The following is a 16,227-nucleotide window of genomic DNA, read 5'->3' as shown; positions in this document are numbered from 1 at the left end:
AGTCAATATAAAATAAAGTAATTAAAAATTTCCATTCTGCTTTGGAATTATTAATAAAGTTTTAGCAGTTGTTTAAGATATTATTGATACAATAGAAACTTATAAAATGATTATGAGGTGTAAGATGAGTGATATGACAAATGATGCGCAAAACACTGGCTGGAGAGGACTTACGGAAGATGAGGTAAATGAAAGAGTAGAGCAGGGGCTGATAAATCAAAGCGACATTTCAACTGGAAAGTCCGTTAAAAATATTATTTTGTCCAATATACTGACCTATTTTAACCTGATTTTTTTAATCATAGCCATACTGCTGATTTACGTTGGCTCCTACCGCAACCTGACATTTTTACCTGTTATTATAGGAAACATAGTAATAGGTATCGTCCAGGAACTTCGTGCCAAACAAATACTGGATAAAATGAATTTAATTAATGCCCCCCATTCCATCGTGTTCAGAAATGGAGTACAGAAACAAATCCTTTCCCAGCAACTGGTAAAGGACGATATAGTTTTACTGTCAGCCGGAAATCAGATTTGTGCAGATGCAATTGTGGTTGAGGGTAATATACAGGTTAATGAAGCCCTTTTAACAGGAGAGGCAGATGAAATTGAAAAAATAAGTGGAAGTAGTCTTTTATCCGGAAGTTTTGTGGTATCCGGGCAATGTTATGCAAAGCTGGAGCATGTGGGAAATGACTCCTATATAACAAAACTCACGGCGGAAGCAAAAGCCATGGGCAGCGGTGAGCAGTCAGAAATGATACGTTCCATCAATCAGCTGGTGAAATGGATTGGTATAGGAATTATTCCCATCGGTATCCTTCTGTTTTCCCAGGGATATTATATGAATCATGAAACCATGCAAAAAAGCATTGTTTCCATGGTAGCCGCTATTATCGGTATGATACCGGAGGGACTTTATTTACTGACTACCATAGCCCTCGCTTTAAGTACCATGCGATTGGCAAAAAATCAGGTCATTCTCCATGATATGAAAAGTATCGAAGCCCTTGCAAGGGTAGACGTACTGTGTGTCGATAAGACAGGGACAATTACGGAACCGGGTATGGAGGTTCTGGAAATTATCCCAAGCAAAGTAAACTCCCAGGTAATTAAGACGAAAGAAGAACTTGAGCTGCTTTTAGCGGATTATGCTATTTCCATTCCAGATGATAATGCAACAATGCATGCAATCCGGGAATATGTTGCAGCTTTTGATACCAATTCAAAAAAAAGGGAAACCATGGAGGTTATCCCATTTTCTTCTACTACAAAATACAGCGGGATATCATTTTCAGATGGCAGCTTCTTACTTGGGGCACCTGAATTTATAATGCGGGAAGAGTATCCTTTGGTACTTCCTGAAATCAGCACTTATATTAAAAATGGTCACAGAGTCCTTTTGCTGGGAAAATATGAAGGAACCAGTCTCAAGGATGGACTGTCAGAAAAGGTAGTGCCCATGGGGTACATTATTTTAACAAACCCTATCCGGGAAAATGCAAGAGAGACCTTTTCCTATTTTAAAGAGCAGGGGGTATGCGTCAAAGTCATATCGGGAGACAATCCAGAAACAGTATCGGAGGTCGCAAAACGTGCAGGAATAGAGCATGCAGATCAGTTCATAGATGCAGGGACACTGGATACAGACAGTAAGCTTGCAAGTGCTTTAGAGGAATATACGGTTTTCGGGCGTGTTACGCCCAAACAGAAACAAAAGCTGGTACAGGCACTGCAAAAGGCTGGTCATACGGTTGCTATGACCGGAGACGGAGTAAATGATATTCTTGCAATGAAGGATGCCGATTGCAGTGTGGCAATGGCGTCGGGAAGCGAAGCTGCTGCACAGGCTGCTCAGGTGGTTTTACTGGATTCCGATTTTGCCCATATGCCCAACGTGGTAATAGAAGGAAGACGGGTAGTAAATAACGTACAGCGCTCGGCGGTCTTATTTTTGGTGAAGAATATCTTCTCCATATTGCTGGCTCTGCTTTCACTGGTAATTTCGTTTACCTACCCACTGGAACCGTCCCAAATATCGCTGATCAGTATGTTTACCATAGGTTTCCCCGGATTTTTGCTGGCCTTGGAACCAAATAAAAACCGCATCAAAGGTCATTTCCTGAAAAATGTGCTGATTAAAGCGCTTCCTGCTGGCCTGACAGACGTACTGGCAGTGGGAGCCCTGGTGGTTTGCGGAGAAGTATTTTCACTTCCTAAGAATGATATTGCCACCGCGTCTACCATGCTTTTGTCTGTGGTTGGCTTTATGATACTCACGAAGATCAGTGCGCCGCTCAATCCTTTTAAAAACGGCATTATAATATTTAATATTCTGGGTTTGGTATTTTGCGGGATCTTTCTTCATCAGCTGTTTGCCATAAGTGAAATGTCCAATATATGTGTGTTATTATTGATTGTTTTTTCCTTTGCGGCAGAGTCTCTTTTCCGGTATCTGACCATTGGTATAGAGAAGCTGGATGAATTGTACAGGAAGATTAGACAAAAGAAACAATAATTTTCATGGATTATAAAACATTAATCAGCCGGGTTATTAACCCATTAATATCTAATTGTCCATAACCCCATACATTATTGGGGTAGAGATAGGAGCTGCTGCGTTTTGCTCCACGGGCAATCATGCGATTAATCTGTTTTCCGGTAAGAGAGGTAAAATTTCCTTTGCACAGCGTCCATTCCATGACCATGGCAATTCCCCCCGCCGCCTGGGCAGCTGCAGCTCCTGTCCCGCTCATGGTTCCGTACCGGTTTTGGGGAAGTGCGCATGGGATCTGGTAACCGGGAGCTGCAATGTCTGGTTTCACCATTCCGTTGCTGGTATAGCCTCTGCTGGACTGCACTAATATTGTACCGTCAAGCTGGTTGTAGGCGGAGGTAGTCAGAGTATTAATTGAGTTTCCCGGATTGATTATGGTAGTATCGGAACTTGCATTTATAAAGTAGGTATCATCCGATATGAGATTACCAGATGGAAGCCAGGAATTAAAATAAAAAGGCTGGATTTCCGTGCTGTCCAGACGGAAGGTCCAAAGTCCTGGCTCAGCCTGGTCAAAGCGTATTAAGATCAGCTGCTGCCCGGTTTCTTCCTCAAAAATAATGTTATTCACCCATACCAGACCCTGGTCAAAAGCAAATTTAATACATTCGTTAAAGGAAGGTTCTATTTTATATGTGATCAATCGATCCGGAGAAATAATCTGGATTGCCGGTCTGCCAGGAATGCTGGGCCATATTTCCATGGATAATTTTTTATCTTCATTACTTATGTTTAACTGGAATTCGGTGCTATAGGGAGCCGAATCAATGCTTCCAAAATAGTGCCGGCCCCGGTTCCCCTCATCACCTGCAGCAATGGAAACATTAACACCTGATAAGAGCAGAAGATTTGCCAGATACTGGCTCATTACGCCCTGCCCGTCATGAATTCCCTGGCTGGTTCCCATTGCAATACAAATAACAAGGGGACGCTCCATTTTTTTTGCTTCTTCAACCAGATAACGGATACCAAGAATTACATCAGATTCCTGGAAACACAGTTCATCCTCTGGTATTAAAAAAACATTTCTCAGATTTTTCTTTGCCTCTTTTAATTTCACCACAACAAGTTCGCTATAGGGAACAATTCCTCTAAATGAATTTTTGGTATCTATACTGCCTGATATAATACTTGCGATAGCGGTTCCATGACCGATCGTATCAACTGTAGGGACGAGCGACATCGTATTATTGGAGAGCAGTGCGGCATTGATCTGCTGCTTGGTGTATTCTGTTCCAAAGGTAAAGTCTTTTGGAGATGCCCCGCTCTGGTCAGTCTGATCCCATAGGGATACGATGCGGGTGGAACCATCTGCATTTCGGAAAGCAGGATGCTGATAATCGATTCCCGTGTCCACAATGCCAACCAGTGTACATTGCCCAAGGAGATTGTAATTGGTATTTTGCTCCACGGTTTTATTGGGTGAATTTTCATCACTGGCAGAAGAGGCAAGGGTATAAACTGATGGGAAGGCGTAATAGGGAGTGCGTCCGATATCGCAAACGTCCATCACACTTCTGGAGACATGCAGCAATGAATGAGCATCATTTAATAATGTGATGTTATCTCCGGTACTATATCTTGGTATCATGGAGTTATCAATGATAAAATCGTAATAATTCTCATCCAATATTTTTTGCATAACCGGCATCCAATCTGTTTTACTTATGGTATATAGTATGCGGATGCCGGTTATGTATTCTTTCTAAGTATGGCTGAATGGGGATTTAGATAAATATGCACCCATTTGACAGCAAGGCCTTTTTGACGTCTTCTAAACGATCTTCTTTTAAAAATATGTAATCCGTATCATAAGTGGCCACAACTAAAATGCAGGTCTTCTCATCAGCAATAATTTTAGATAAGAACGAAATCATGCCATACTTCTCAAATGACGCATCCTCCGCAATCCGAAAACAACGCCATCCATGTTCTGCAGTCAGATTTATTTCTGGCATATGATCCGTTTCGCATATCAACGATAATTCGTTATCGGTCTTGCTGACAAATGTAAATTCATGATTTAAAAGCTCAGTACTTATTTCTTTCAGCTTACAGATAGAAAACTTTCTGTCAATAATCTGCAAATCCATTTCATTTCCTCCTATTAAAAAAGTCCAGAATATCATACCTTCAATGGCCTAATGGTATGAAATCTGAACGCTGGTGTGATACTTTACCCGGCGGCAAAGTCTGCGTGAATAATTATAAACGATTGTGTATAATTTACCACTATTTGTGTTTGAGGTCAAGTGATTTTAAAAAATGGGAGGCAGGGCTATTGTGGTTGGATTTTGAGCCAGTAAATTAATATTTAGCGTTTATCGTACTTTAGAATTTGGATATTGACACTTAGCATTAATTTCTATAATCTGTAATGAAAGGATGCTTAAAAAAAAGATAAGGCGTGAACTATGATATCGGAAAATAGAATGCAATCTGAGGGGGATTTTATGATTATAACAAAAAGATTAGTAATAAGACCGTATTCTGATGGAGACCAAGAGGTAATGGCCGCAATGTTAATAAATGAAATTATTAAGAAAACCTATATGATACCTGACTTTAATACGAAAGAAGAAGCGTATTCTCTTTTTAAAAAAATTCAGAAGTTTTCTTATTCAGATGACCATTATGAATTTGGTGTTTATAAGGATGATCAATTAATTGGCTGGGTTAATGACGTATCTATGGACACGGATGCAATAGAACTGGGTTATGTGATTAATCCGAAGTATCATAATAATGGCTTTGCAACAGAGGTGTTAAAAGCGGTTATAGAAGATTTATTTGTAAGGGGATATAATGAAGTTATTACAGGTACTTTTGACACAAATAAAGCGAGTATCCGGGTGATGGAGAAATGTGGTATGAAACGAATTGATGGGGAAGAAGATCTGGTTTATCAGGATAGATTGCAGCATTGTATTTATTATTCAATAAAAAGATAAGTATCACCAGAAACCTTGTGCTGAAAGGAATCTCCGTGTTTTCTATATGAATTCAGAAAATGGAGAGAATAGATCGTTATTCTGCCCATTGAGCGGACAAAGCAAATTAGTATTTGATGGAGTAGCGTATGTTGTAAAAATTAATATTGATAGTTCATATAATGTCCTGTATTATTATAATACAAGAATTTATGGCTGTATTAAGTGAGGTCAATATGCGAGAAGATATTTTAAATTACTTATGTGAAGAAGTTGAACAAAGGTGTAAATTACCAACTAATCATTTTGGAATGGGATGTTTTTATCATATCCAGGCTGTAGTTAAAAATGCTGAAATTCTGGCCGATAGCTATAGTGCGGATAAGGAAGTTGTATTAATTGCTGCATGGTTACATGATATTGCTTCTATAACAGATTATAGCTTTTACGAGGATCATCATATTCATGGTGCAGAAATGGCTGAGGATATTCTGCACAAATTTAACTATTCCCCTGATAAAATTAAACTTATACAGCAATGTATCAGAAATCACAGGGGTAGTATATCGAATTCAAGAGTTACTCTGGAGGAACTATGTGTTACAGATGCAGATGCTATATCTCATTTTGATAATGTCCCAGGTTTATTATATTTAGCTTATGTAAATAAAAAGCTGGATATTAATGAAGGTAGAGAATTTGTAAGAAATAAATTAATAAGGAGTTATGAAAAACTCTCTGACAAGAGTAAAATGTTGTACAAAACCAAATTTGATCAAGTTATGAACGTTTTGAATTGAACCTATAGACAAACTACCCAATTTAAGTGTATAAGATTTATTCGTCAGAAGTACTTTTGAACTTCTTACACGAATAGGAACCAATAAATTAAAATTATCCTTAAATATTATGGAGGTCTATATCATACTCCATTCTTTTAGCTGTAGTAATGGCAATTTCTTTTCCAACAAGTCTATTAAGAAGATAAAAAGACATATCGATTCCGGCTGAAATACCACCAGATGTGATTATATCGTTTTCATCAACATATTTAACTCCTCTTTGAACCTTTATTTCCTTATACTCACTTTCCAGTCTATCTATATCCAGCCAGTGTGTTGTTGCTCTTTTTCCATCTAATAATCCAGTCTCAGCTAATAATAATGAGCCTGTACACACAGATGCGATAATATCGCATTCCTCTGCCTTGATCTTAATCCATTTTTTTAGAGCTTCATTATGGATTTCTATTTCTTCTGCTCCATACCCCCCGGGTACAATTAATATATCAAAATGAGGACTATTACTAAAGTCAAAATCGGGTTGAACTTTTAGACCATTTCGAGCGCTGACTAAATCTGTTGTTTGAGCGACAGTCTTTACTGTAAAGGGCTTCTGTTTACAATTTGGATATGAAGCAATTGAAAAAACCTCATATGGCCCAGCAAAATCCAGCAATTCAACCTCGTTAAAAAGAAGTATACCAACGTTCCAATACTTTTTCATATCTATTTCTCCAATCTCATGTGCTTCAGGAATGGGTTCCATTATATAAATAATCTTAATGAATAGACTACTACACATCTTACTAACTATCAATATTAAGTTTCCCCAAATTTTAATCACAGTTTCTTTTCCATCTCTATATAAAGACCATTGCGAAATGTTTCAAAAAATCCAGAATGTCGGTACAATGTGACAGCTGGCTCAAGTGTAATACGCGTACTTAGATGTAGTTTATTATCACCACACTGTTTTGCATATTGCTCTACCATATTAAGCAATAATTTAGAAATTCCACGTCCGCGATATTCATTCTTTATAAACATACGTTTAACTTCGCCCACATTATCAGATTTTTTTCTATAAGCAACACATCCTATTGGTAAGTCATCCAAGTAGGCTAACCAAACAATTTTTATATTTTCATTTTTGCTATAACGGGTATAATAAGCACAATCAGTACCGAGAAAGTCTATCATAAAGTCATCTTGATCGGAAAAGAGTTTAATAACCTCATCAGAAATAACTTCTAAATGTGTTATTTTCATATTTACAACCTCCGTCACAAAGTATAAATAATTGTTTAAAGTCGGGTCCTGTTTTGTGAGCCCGTATTGAGCTATCGTTTTTTGTAGTATTGTTCATACCACCGTGGCTGTCTAAAATACTGAGGGATACTTTCTGCGCTGGGAATTCTATAAAATCCGCAGCAGCTATTATCAGAATTACATTCCTGTTCCACTGGATCAAAATGGGGACATTTATTCAAAACTGGCTCAAGTTCACATTTTGCCTTCATCTATAATCACCTCCTGGAGATAATTATAAGAACGTTTGTTCGATTGGTCAAGCATTTTCATATATTTTTTATTTAATAAAGTCTAACGGGTCCGTAATCTTTAAAATACAAAAACCCTGGTAAACACAAGGAATCCTTGTATTTACCAGGGTTCAAAATTAATGGAGACAACAGGATTCGAACCTGCGACCCTTTACACGTCAAGCAAATGCTCTCCCAGCTGAGCTATGTCTCCATACATTTATCGGTAAACCAAAAGCACCGGTTTCCTATCTGATGGGAAATCCGGTACTAATAATACAATCGTCAATCGGAGTAACAGGATTTGAACCTGCGACCTCTCGGCCCCCAGCCGAGCGCGCTACCAAGCTACGCCATACTCCGTTTCCTGACACTCAGACATTATAGCAGAAAATTTCCAATTGGTAAAGTATATTTGTTGAAATATTTCAAAATTTAATATATGATGGAATAGACAAGACTAATCAGGAAGAAAAAAAGGTGAAAATAGATGAAACCAATCGTAAGCTTTGATATAGATATGACGCTGCTAGATCATAAAGACTGGTCGATTCCGGCAAGTGCGATGGAGACAATCGAGAAACTGAGGGAGAATTATACCATAGTGGTGGCAACTGGAAGAGATATGGATTCCATATTCAGTACAGCAATAAGGGATCAGATTCGGCCCGATGCAATTATTCATCTCAATGGAACCAAGGTGACTGTGGGAGAGACTGTAATTTATGAACATTTTTTTGATAAAAATCTTTTAAAGCAGATTCTGGCCTATGCAAAGACCACATCATACAGTGTTGGTACCACGGTAGGGGAATACGATTATTATGTAAACCCGGAGACAGTTGCAGAGCATGACAGGAAGCTATGGGGAGAATGCAGAAGAAATTTTGCAGATGCCGATAAGCTGGTACATCTTGATGTAAGAACCATGGCATACATCGGAGACGAAGCTGGTGCAAGAACCATGGAAGAGGAGTTCCCGGAAATCCACGTTCATATGTTTGCGGACAAGAAAGGTGCAGATGTAGTAGAACGAAAGGCATCTAAGGCGGTAGGGCTTGCCAGACTTTGTGACTTTTATAAGATTCCTCTTTCCCAAACGATTGCATTTGGAGACAGCATGAATGATTATGATATTGTGAAGGCTGCAGGAATCGGAATTGCAATGGGCAATGCCATGGATGAGCTGAAGCGGGCAGCAGATTATATTACAGATGCCATCGATCAGGATGGAATTAAGAATGCCTGCCTTCATTATGGACTGATCCGGCAGTAGGAGGTTTATGGCAAAACATTATGACATCATTATCATTGGAGGAGGGCCGGGCGGTTATACTGCCGCGTTAAAGGCTGCTTCTTTGGGATTAAAGACGGCCATTGTGGAAAAAGAAAAGCTTGGAGGAACCTGTGTGAACAAAGGGTGCATTCCAACAAAATCCCTTCTCCATGCCGCCAGTAAATTTAAAGAGCTTCAAAACTGTGATGAATTCGGTGTATCTACGGATTTTATTTCCTTTGATTTTAAGAAGATGCAGCATTACAAAAAAAACTCGGTGAAATCATACCGAAAAGGCATTACAGATTTGATTGAAGCTGAGAATATTACAGTGATCACCGGTACGGCTGTGATTCGTAGAAATAAAACGGTGGAAGTGAGCGGCCCGGAAGGAAAAGATTTTTATTCTGCGGATCATCTCATAATAGCCACTGGAGCAAAATGTGCCATACCCAATATTCCGGGAGTGGATTTGCCGGGAGTGTTAACCAGTGAGAGGCTCCTTGCGTCAGATACCTGGAATTATGACCGCCTTCTTGTGATCGGGGGAGGTGTGATTGGGGTGGAGTTTGCCACCATTTTCAGCGCGCTTTGTTCCAATGTAACAATTCTTGAACAGAAAGACCATCTTTTGGGTCCCATGGATTTAGAAGTGTCACAGGCACTGGAAGAAGAGCTGAAGCAGAGAGGAATTACAGTTCACTGCCTGGTGAATATTAAGGAAATTAAAGAAGAGGAAGAACACGGACTTGCCTGTGTCTTTGAAATGAACGGGCAGGAACAGACCATTCGTACCAGTCAGATATTGATTGCAGCAGGACGGATTCCCTGCATTGACGAACTTCTGGGAGAAGATGTAAGCTTAGAGGTGGAGAATGGCCGCTTAAAAGTAAACTCAGAATTTCAGACCAGTGAGCCCGGAATTTATGCCATCGGAGATGTGGCATCAGATATTTTGCTGGCTCACGTTGCTGCTGCACAGGGAACTTATGTAGTGGAAAAGATCGCGGGGATCGAGCATACCATCCGCCTTAGTGTTGTACCAAACGGAATGTTTGTGAAACTGCCGGTGGTTCCCAGCTGTATCTATACAGAGCCTGAGATCGCTTCGGTGGGAATTACCAGAGAACTGGCCAATGCAAACAATATGAATGTGCGCTGTGGCCGCTATTCCATGAGTTCCAATGGAAAATCCATTATTACCAGCAGGCAGAACGGATTTATTCATCTGGTATTTGAGGAATACTCCGGAACTCTGGTGGGAGCCCAGATTGTCTGTCCCAGAGCAACGGATATGATTAGTGAGATGGCAACCGCAATTGCAAACGGGTTAACGGCCAAACAGCTCCGGCTGGCCATGCGCGCCCACCCCACATACAGCGAGGGCATTACGGAGGCAATAGAAAATTATTTTGAAACCAAAGGAGAAGCAAAGCAATGATAAGTGAAAGACTGCAACAGTTAAGAGACTTAATGGCAGAGCGCCATATGGACGCTTATATGATTCCCACCTCTGATTTTCATGAATCAGAATATGTAGGAGAATATTTTAAAGCCAGAGAATTTATGACAGGCTTTACCGGTTCTGCAGGAACTGCCGTAATCACAAAAGATGAAGCAGGTCTGTGGACAGACGGGAGATATTTTGTTCAGGCGGGAAAGCAGCTTTCCGGCACAGGTGTGGAACTGAGAAAGATGGGAAATCCGGGAGTTCCTGAAATTCTGGAATATTTAGAAACGGTGCTGCCAGAAGGCGGAACGCTGGGCTTTGACGGACGGGTTGTAAATTGCCGTCAGGGACTGGATTTTGAAGAAAAGCTGGCAGATAAACATGTAACCCTGGCATATGAAGAGGATCTTGTGGACCAGATCTGGAAGCAGCGTCCCCATTTATCAAAAGAGCCGGTCTGGATTCTCGACGAAAAGTTTGCCGGTAAATCTGCAGCTGAAAAAATCAGTGATTTAAGAGAAGAGATGAAAAAAGAAAAAGCAACTGTTCATATTCTCACCTCACTGGATGATATCGTATGGCTTTTAAATATCAGGGGAAATGACGTAAGCTGCAATCCGGTTGTTCTTTCCTATGCAATGGTGACAATGGAGCGTTTCTACCTGTTTATAAATGAAGAAACCTTAAATGACCAGGTAAAAGCATATTTAAAAGATCTTTCCGTAACGGTGCGCCCTTATAATGACATCTATGCTTCTGTCAGCCAGTTAAGAGATCAGAGAATTCTCCTTGAGACGGGCAGGACCAATTACGCCATTGTAAAAGGAATTGATTCTTCCAACCGGATCATTGACCGTATGAACCCTTCTGTACTGGCAAAGGCAATCAAAAACCCTGTTGAAGTGGAAAATATGAAAAAGGGCCATATAAAAGACGGAACAGCCATGGTGAAATTTATTTACTGGCTGAAGCACAATGTAGGTAAGCAGGAAATCACCGAGATCAGTGCTCAGGAATACTTAGATAAGCTGCGCTCTGAGCAGGAAGGTAATTTAGGAATCAGCTTTGACACCATCTCAGCTTATGGATCCAATGCCGCCATGTGTCATTACAAGGCAACTTCAGAAAGCAATGCTTCCATTGAACCGAGAGGACTTTACCTGGTGGATTCCGGCGGCCAGTACTATGAGGGAACCACTGACGTAACAAGAACCATTGCGGTAGGCCCCCTTACCGATGCAGAACGGGAGCATTTTACACTTACAGTCATCAGCATGCTCCGTCTGGCAGCTGTAAAGTTCCTGCATGGCTGCAGAGGTCTGACACTTGACTATGTTGCCAGAGAACCATTCTGGAGCCGAGGAATTAACTTTGACCACGGTACAGGGCATGGAGTTGGATATCTTCTCAATGTTCATGAGCGTCCCAATGGTTTCCGCTGGCGTATGGTTGCCGAGCGTCAGGACAACTGCGTTCTGGAAGAAGGAATGATCACTTCTGATGAACCTGGAGTTTATATCGAGGGAAGCCACGGAGTAAGAACTGAGAACATGATTGTATGTAAAAAAGCGGAGTTGAATGAATACGGTCAGTTTATGGAATTTGAACCTCTGACTATGGTACCCATTGACTTAGAGGCATTAGATCCGTCACTGATGACAGAACGGGATAAAACACTTTTAAATGATTATCACAAAAAAGTATATGATGCGGTAGCGCCTCATCTGACAGAGGAAGAAGCTGTCTGGCTGAAAGAGCAGACCAGAGCAATATAAAAAACAGGCAGGACCTTAGTGATTTAAGGTTCTGCCTGTTTTTTTATGTCCGTCTTCGCCCTGAGCCGCAGTAAAATTGGAAAAACCGCTTCCAGATCTTCGAGGCTTAATTCATTCAAAATTGCGGCGGCCTCCCTGTAAAGAGTCTGCTCTTTTTTTTCTGTATTAAAAAACTCAATGGGAGTAAGTTCAAGATAATCACAGATTTCGAAAAACTGTTTCATGGATGGCATAGAACGTCCTGAAGAAATACCTTGAATATAGCTTTTATTCTTCCCCAGATCTAAGCTCATCTGATATTCCGAAATATTTTTCTTCAGGCGGAGTTCTGTGATTCGGTTCCTGACAAATTGTTCATTCAACATTATCACCTCTTGGTTTATCATAAAGGATATTTTAACCAGACATTACGTATTATATGCGTAATAATGCTCCAAAAACAAGTTGCATATACGGGTAAAAAGCGTTATCATGTATGATATACATATAGAAAAGACGGGTAATAAAGGATTCCGTGAGGTACAGGGGGAAGTATCATGACAGGAAATTCAGAAAGACAATTAGAAAGTGAGAGTAAGGGAATCATACAGGAGTCTTTCCGTTTCAGCCAGGCAGAGCAGCTGTACGGGAACATGAGTTTTTTTACTGACACTGTATTGTTCGAGTATTCCTATCCAGAGAAGCGGCTGTATCTTTCAGCTAATGCAAAAGGCCAGATTAATTTACAGGCATTTGAGCGTTTTTTTATGAAGCACAGAGATAATGCACCCAATGAAGGGGAGATGCGGTCCTTCGAATTCAGTATGGCAAAGAAAGGGGAACCATTTCACTGGTGCTGCTGTAATTTAACCGCTATCTGGGAAGACAAAAAGACTGCTCCGCTTAAGATGATCGGCAAGCTTCAGGATATCAGCGGATCAAAAGCGCGAGAAGAGCAACTCCTTTTAAAGTCCTTGAAAGACGGATTGACAGGAGTTTACAACAAATCAGCCTTCGAATACCGGGTCGATGAGCTGTTAAAAGGTGACTCAGAAAGCTGGCTGTGCATGATTGACATTGATAACTTCAAAGAAATTAACGATTCCTACGGTCACCCCACAGGAGACCGCATTCTTATGAAAGTCGGCGGAATGCTCTGTGATCTTTTCCCGGAGCCGGATCTGGTAGGCAGAGTCGGCGGCGATGAATTCGTAGTATTTACCTCCGAACCCGATGTGTACAAGCGGGCGGAAAAACTGTTAAAGCGGGCAAAGAAATCGGTACCGGAAGGAGAAGGACGCCTTTCCGTCAGTATCGGAATCGTTTCCAGCACTGGTAAGAAGGAAGAGAATTATCAGAGACTTTTTTCACAGGCGGATCGTGCCATGTATTATGCCAAGCAGGCAGGGAAGAACCGAATTGCCTCTTATCACGACAATATCTGGCAGGTAAAGTAAGATATATTAAGAAAATAAAGATCAGGCAGGAGATAGAAATCCTGCCCTTTTTTAGTTTTTCAATTCGTTGCAGGATCCGGTTCATCAGGAAGATCCACCAGAATATAATTGTGATTTATGGCAGGAAGAATCCGGTCAATTAAGTCGGCTGTTTTCATTTTCAGGCTGCTGGTATTGATGCAGGGATGGCATCCGAAGAACTCAAAGGACAGCACATCTTTGTCAATTAAGAGCTGAACTTTGTTGTCTCTGTCATTCATGAGTCCAAGAACAGAAACAGAGCCCGGGGTGATATCAAGAAACTGAATCATAAACTCCGGATCAGCAAATGAGAGCCTGGAGGAGCCAATTTGTTTTGAAAGGCAGGCAGTACGGAATTTCTTTTTTCCTGGCAGCAGGAGTAAATAAAATTCCGTCTTTTTTGCATTGCAGAGAAATAAGTTTTTGCAAATATCAATGTTTAACAGGGTATCAACTTCCCGGCAGGCATCAATGGTTGGGAGTGGTTCGTGGTCAAGTCGCTGATAAGGGATTTCAAGCTGGTCTAAGAGATCATAGGTGCGAGACTCCTTTTCCAATCGGTCCGAAGAATTTGCGGGACGTCCGTTGTAAAGTGTTTTATCTATATAGAAGCTGTTGTCTTCATCAGTCATTTGTCGATTCTTCCTTTTCTCTTTTTGAATTATTATAAACGCCAATGGCGAAAATGCAATAGTTTTTCAATAAACAACGGAATTCGGTGGTTTTATGGGGAAGAATATACTATAATAGCTTTTGATAACAGAGAAGAAAAGGCGGATTAATGAAATGATAGATAATCGTTTGAAGAAAGAAAAATTTCGTATAGAAGGCAAAAAACCGGTGGCAAAAACCGAGAAGAAAGAGTTTGCCAGTGATAATAAGGGGAGAGTGGGGACACAAGGCGGAAAGGCCATAAGCGGGAAGAAGCCGAGAGTGGAGACGCGGAGTGAGAAGATGTATAACGGGAAGGGAGAGAATGGGAAGGCGCAGAATGGTAAAGTGCAGAATGAAAAAACATTTTCCCGAACTCCACAAAGTGATAAGAGACAAGATGGAAAGACTCGGAATGATAAAACTTGGAATGATAAGACTCGGAATGATAAGATAAGAAATGATGAGAGGCCAGGTAATAAATTTCATAAAGAACGCGGCCAGGGAAATTCGTCTCAGTGTCCTGTTTATAGAAGATGTGGAAGCTGTCAGCTCCTTCATCTGCCTTATAAAAAACAGCTGGAGCAGAAACAAAAAGATCTGGAAACGCTGTTAAAACCTTTCTGCCGTCTGGAATCTATGATTGGGATGAGTGATCCTTATCATTATCGCAATAAGGTACATGCCGTATTTGACCATGACAGAAAGGGAAATCCTATTTCTGGCGTTTATGAAGCCAATTCTCATATTGTTGTTCCTGTGGAAAGCTGCCTCATTGAGGATCAGAAATCAGATGAGATTATCGGAACTATCAGGGGAATGCTCAAATCCTTCAAAATCCGTACTTACGATGAGGATACAGGATATGGTCTGCTGCGCCATGTTTTAATCCGCCGCGGTTTTGAGACTGGTGAGATTATGGTTGTGCTTGTAACAGCTTCCCCGGTATTTCCATCAAAGAACAATTTTATTAAAGCACTAAGAGAACGCCATCCGGAAATCACCACAGTGATACAAAATTTAAACAACAGGGGAACCAGTATGGTGCTTGGAGATAAGGAGAATGTACTCTATGGCAAGGGCTATATAGAAGATGTTCTCTGCGGATGCCGTTTCCGCATATCCTCCAAATCCTTTTATCAGGTAAATCCGGTGCAGACAGAGGTTCTTTATAAGAAGGCCATTGAAGCAGCGGGGCTGACTGGAAAAGAAAGAATTATTGATGCTTATTGTGGAATCGGTACAATCGGAATTGTTGCCAGCAGCCATGTAAAAGAAGTGATTGGCGTGGAATTAAATAAGGATGCAGTACGTGATGCAATTGAAAATGCAAAACTTAATCATATAAAGAATGCAAGCTTTTATTGTAATGATGCAGGAAAATTTATGGTCAATATGGCAGAATCCGGAGAGCATGTGGATGTGGTGTTTATGGATCCCCCAAGAAGCGGAAGCACGGAGGAGTTTATTGACGCTGTAACTAAAATGCGGCCGGATAAAGTGGTGTATGTGTCTTGCGGGCCGGAGACGTTGGCTCGGGATTTGGAGTATTTTAAGAAGAAGGGGTATGAGGCGAAGAAGGCGTGGGGGGTGGACATGTTTCCCTGGACGACGCATGTTGAAGCGGTGATAATGATGACGTATTGCGGTTTAGATAAGAAAAATAGGGGTTGAACCACAAGCTGTTGTGTTTTTTGCTCTTCCACGGATGACATAGGATAGTTAAAGGCAAAATCTTTCCGAAGTGCTTTTATAGTTAGGAAAAGGATGGGATATAGCTCAGCTGGGGAGCGCCTGCATTGCGT

The 16,227-nt window shown here is 40.8% G+C and carries 15 protein-coding genes and 2 tRNA genes; 8 read left to right on the top strand and 9 right to left on the bottom strand.

Annotation, left to right across the window (positions count from 1 at the left end; all coding sequences use genetic code 11):
* Window positions 1-124 precede the first annotated feature (124 nt).
* Entirely contained in the window at window positions 125-2,521 is a 2,397-nt protein-coding gene (locus tag BXY41_RS08145) for an HAD-IC family P-type ATPase (RefSeq protein ID WP_341457815.1), read from the top strand.
* Between the two features lie 10 nt (window positions 2,522-2,531).
* Here BXY41_RS08145 and BXY41_RS08140 read toward each other — a convergent pair whose 3' ends face one another.
* Both BXY41_RS08140 and BXY41_RS08135 read right to left on the bottom strand, forming a co-directional pair.
* Entirely contained in the window at window positions 2,532-4,202 is a 1,671-nt protein-coding gene (locus tag BXY41_RS08140) for a S8 family peptidase (protein ID WP_104436337.1), read from the bottom strand.
* 85 nt (window positions 4,203-4,287) lie between these two features.
* Window positions 4,288-4,653: an ACT domain-containing protein gene (locus BXY41_RS08135; protein WP_170072275.1), complete on the bottom strand. Its 366-nt coding sequence runs from the start codon at window positions 4,651-4,653 to the stop codon at window positions 4,288-4,290.
* A 360-nt stretch (window positions 4,654-5,013) separates the two neighbouring features.
* Between BXY41_RS08135 and BXY41_RS08130 the strand changes: the two genes are divergently transcribed.
* Together BXY41_RS08130 and BXY41_RS08125 are read left to right on the top strand one after the other, a co-directional pair.
* Window positions 5,014-5,511, top strand: a complete 498-nt coding sequence (locus tag BXY41_RS08130; RefSeq protein ID WP_104436335.1) for a GNAT family N-acetyltransferase — start codon at window positions 5,014-5,016, stop codon at window positions 5,509-5,511.
* Window positions 5,512-5,726: 215 nt separating this feature from the next.
* Entirely contained in the window at window positions 5,727-6,290 is a 564-nt protein-coding gene (locus BXY41_RS08125; RefSeq protein ID WP_104436334.1) for an HD domain-containing protein, read from the top strand.
* 100 nt (window positions 6,291-6,390) lie between these two features.
* Here BXY41_RS08125 and BXY41_RS08120 read toward each other — a convergent pair whose 3' ends face one another.
* From BXY41_RS08120 to BXY41_RS08100, 5 genes are all read right to left on the bottom strand, one after another.
* On the bottom strand, window positions 6,391-6,996 hold the full coding sequence (locus tag BXY41_RS08120; protein WP_104436761.1) for a DJ-1/PfpI family protein: 606 nt from the start codon (window positions 6,994-6,996) through the stop codon (window positions 6,391-6,393).
* 116 nt (window positions 6,997-7,112) lie between these two features.
* Window positions 7,113-7,541, bottom strand: coding sequence for a GNAT family N-acetyltransferase (locus BXY41_RS08115; RefSeq protein WP_104436333.1), 429 nt, complete (start codon window positions 7,539-7,541; stop codon window positions 7,113-7,115).
* Between the two features lie 71 nt (window positions 7,542-7,612).
* Window positions 7,613-7,792: a hypothetical protein gene (locus BXY41_RS08110; protein WP_104436332.1), complete on the bottom strand. Its 180-nt coding sequence runs from the start codon at window positions 7,790-7,792 to the stop codon at window positions 7,613-7,615.
* 162 nt (window positions 7,793-7,954) lie between these two features.
* Window positions 7,955-8,027, bottom strand: a tRNA-Val gene (locus BXY41_RS08105).
* Between the two features lie 75 nt (window positions 8,028-8,102).
* A tRNA-Pro gene (locus BXY41_RS08100) sits at window positions 8,103-8,176 on the bottom strand.
* A gap of 127 nt (window positions 8,177-8,303) precedes the next feature.
* Between BXY41_RS08100 and BXY41_RS08095 the strand changes: the two genes are divergently transcribed.
* From BXY41_RS08095 to BXY41_RS08085, 3 genes are read left to right on the top strand one after another with little or no spacing between them, the layout of a single operon-like run.
* The gene (locus BXY41_RS08095; RefSeq protein WP_104436331.1) at window positions 8,304-9,089 is read left to right on the top strand and encodes a Cof-type HAD-IIB family hydrolase; all 786 of its coding nucleotides are present in this window, start codon (window positions 8,304-8,306) and stop codon (window positions 9,087-9,089) included.
* A gap of 7 nt (window positions 9,090-9,096) precedes the next feature.
* A complete protein-coding gene (gene lpdA, locus BXY41_RS08090) occupies window positions 9,097-10,530 on the top strand; it encodes a dihydrolipoyl dehydrogenase (RefSeq protein WP_104436330.1) in 1,434 nt (477 codons plus the stop codon).
* A complete protein-coding gene (locus BXY41_RS08085) occupies window positions 10,527-12,314 on the top strand; it encodes an aminopeptidase P family protein (protein WP_104436329.1) in 1,788 nt (595 codons plus the stop codon). Before lpdA ends, BXY41_RS08085 begins: the two co-directional genes overlap by 4 nt.
* 23 nt (window positions 12,315-12,337) lie before the next feature.
* On the opposite strand, the gene BXY41_RS08080 is transcribed toward BXY41_RS08085, so the two are convergent.
* Window positions 12,338-12,679: a helix-turn-helix domain-containing protein gene (locus BXY41_RS08080; protein ID WP_432765506.1), complete on the bottom strand. Its 342-nt coding sequence runs from the start codon at window positions 12,677-12,679 to the stop codon at window positions 12,338-12,340.
* Between the two features lie 171 nt (window positions 12,680-12,850).
* Between BXY41_RS08080 and BXY41_RS08075 the strand changes: the two genes are divergently transcribed.
* Window positions 12,851-13,750 (top strand): GGDEF domain-containing protein, encoded by a 900-nt coding sequence (locus BXY41_RS08075; RefSeq protein ID WP_104436328.1) that lies wholly within the window; start codon window positions 12,851-12,853, stop codon window positions 13,748-13,750.
* Window positions 13,751-13,809: 59 nt separating this feature from the next.
* On the opposite strand, the gene BXY41_RS08070 is transcribed toward BXY41_RS08075, so the two are convergent.
* Window positions 13,810-14,403, bottom strand: coding sequence for a prolyl-tRNA synthetase associated domain-containing protein (locus BXY41_RS08070; RefSeq protein ID WP_104436327.1), 594 nt, complete (start codon window positions 14,401-14,403; stop codon window positions 13,810-13,812).
* Between the two features lie 154 nt (window positions 14,404-14,557).
* On the opposite strand from BXY41_RS08070, the gene rlmD reads away from it, so the two are divergent.
* Window positions 14,558-16,096, top strand: coding sequence for a 23S rRNA (uracil(1939)-C(5))-methyltransferase RlmD (rlmD, locus tag BXY41_RS08065; RefSeq protein WP_104436326.1), 1,539 nt, complete (start codon window positions 14,558-14,560; stop codon window positions 16,094-16,096).
* The last annotated feature ends 131 nt before the right edge of the window (window positions 16,097-16,227 follow it).

The sequence above is a fragment of the Lacrimispora xylanisolvens genome (assembly GCF_002934545.1).
Taxonomy (GTDB): Bacteria; Bacillota; Clostridia; order Lachnospirales; family Lachnospiraceae; genus Lacrimispora; species Lacrimispora xylanisolvens.
Note: the sequence above shows the minus strand (reverse complement) of the source record. Positions and strands in the feature narration are given on the sequence as shown.

Excerpts from the sequence above, each read along its gene's own strand:
- BXY41_RS08145 (WP_341457815.1), top strand. The coding sequence starts at position 125 with ATGAGTGATATGACAAATGATGCGCAAAACACTGGCTGGAGAGGACTT.
- BXY41_RS08140 (WP_104436337.1), bottom strand. The coding sequence starts at position 4,202 with ATGCAAAAAATATTGGATGAGAATTATTACGATTTTATCATTGATAAC.
- BXY41_RS08135 (WP_170072275.1), bottom strand. The coding sequence starts at position 4,653 with ATGGATTTGCAGATTATTGACAGAAAGTTTTCTATCTGTAAGCTGAAA.
- BXY41_RS08130 (WP_104436335.1), top strand. The coding sequence starts at position 5,014 with ATGATTATAACAAAAAGATTAGTAATAAGACCGTATTCTGATGGAGAC.
- BXY41_RS08125 (WP_104436334.1), top strand. The coding sequence starts at position 5,727 with ATGCGAGAAGATATTTTAAATTACTTATGTGAAGAAGTTGAACAAAGG.
- BXY41_RS08120 (WP_104436761.1), bottom strand. The coding sequence starts at position 6,996 with ATGAAAAAGTATTGGAACGTTGGTATACTTCTTTTTAACGAGGTTGAA.
- BXY41_RS08115 (WP_104436333.1), bottom strand. The coding sequence starts at position 7,541 with ATGAAAATAACACATTTAGAAGTTATTTCTGATGAGGTTATTAAACTC.
- BXY41_RS08110 (WP_104436332.1), bottom strand. The coding sequence starts at position 7,792 with ATGAAGGCAAAATGTGAACTTGAGCCAGTTTTGAATAAATGTCCCCAT.
- BXY41_RS08095 (WP_104436331.1), top strand. The coding sequence starts at position 8,304 with ATGAAACCAATCGTAAGCTTTGATATAGATATGACGCTGCTAGATCAT.
- lpdA (WP_104436330.1), top strand. The coding sequence starts at position 9,097 with ATGGCAAAACATTATGACATCATTATCATTGGAGGAGGGCCGGGCGGT.
- BXY41_RS08085 (WP_104436329.1), top strand. The coding sequence starts at position 10,527 with ATGATAAGTGAAAGACTGCAACAGTTAAGAGACTTAATGGCAGAGCGC.
- BXY41_RS08080 (WP_432765506.1), bottom strand. The coding sequence starts at position 12,679 with ATGTTGAATGAACAATTTGTCAGGAACCGAATCACAGAACTCCGCCTG.
- BXY41_RS08075 (WP_104436328.1), top strand. The coding sequence starts at position 12,851 with ATGACAGGAAATTCAGAAAGACAATTAGAAAGTGAGAGTAAGGGAATC.
- BXY41_RS08070 (WP_104436327.1), bottom strand. The coding sequence starts at position 14,403 with ATGACTGATGAAGACAACAGCTTCTATATAGATAAAACACTTTACAAC.
- rlmD (WP_104436326.1), top strand. The coding sequence starts at position 14,558 with ATGATAGATAATCGTTTGAAGAAAGAAAAATTTCGTATAGAAGGCAAA.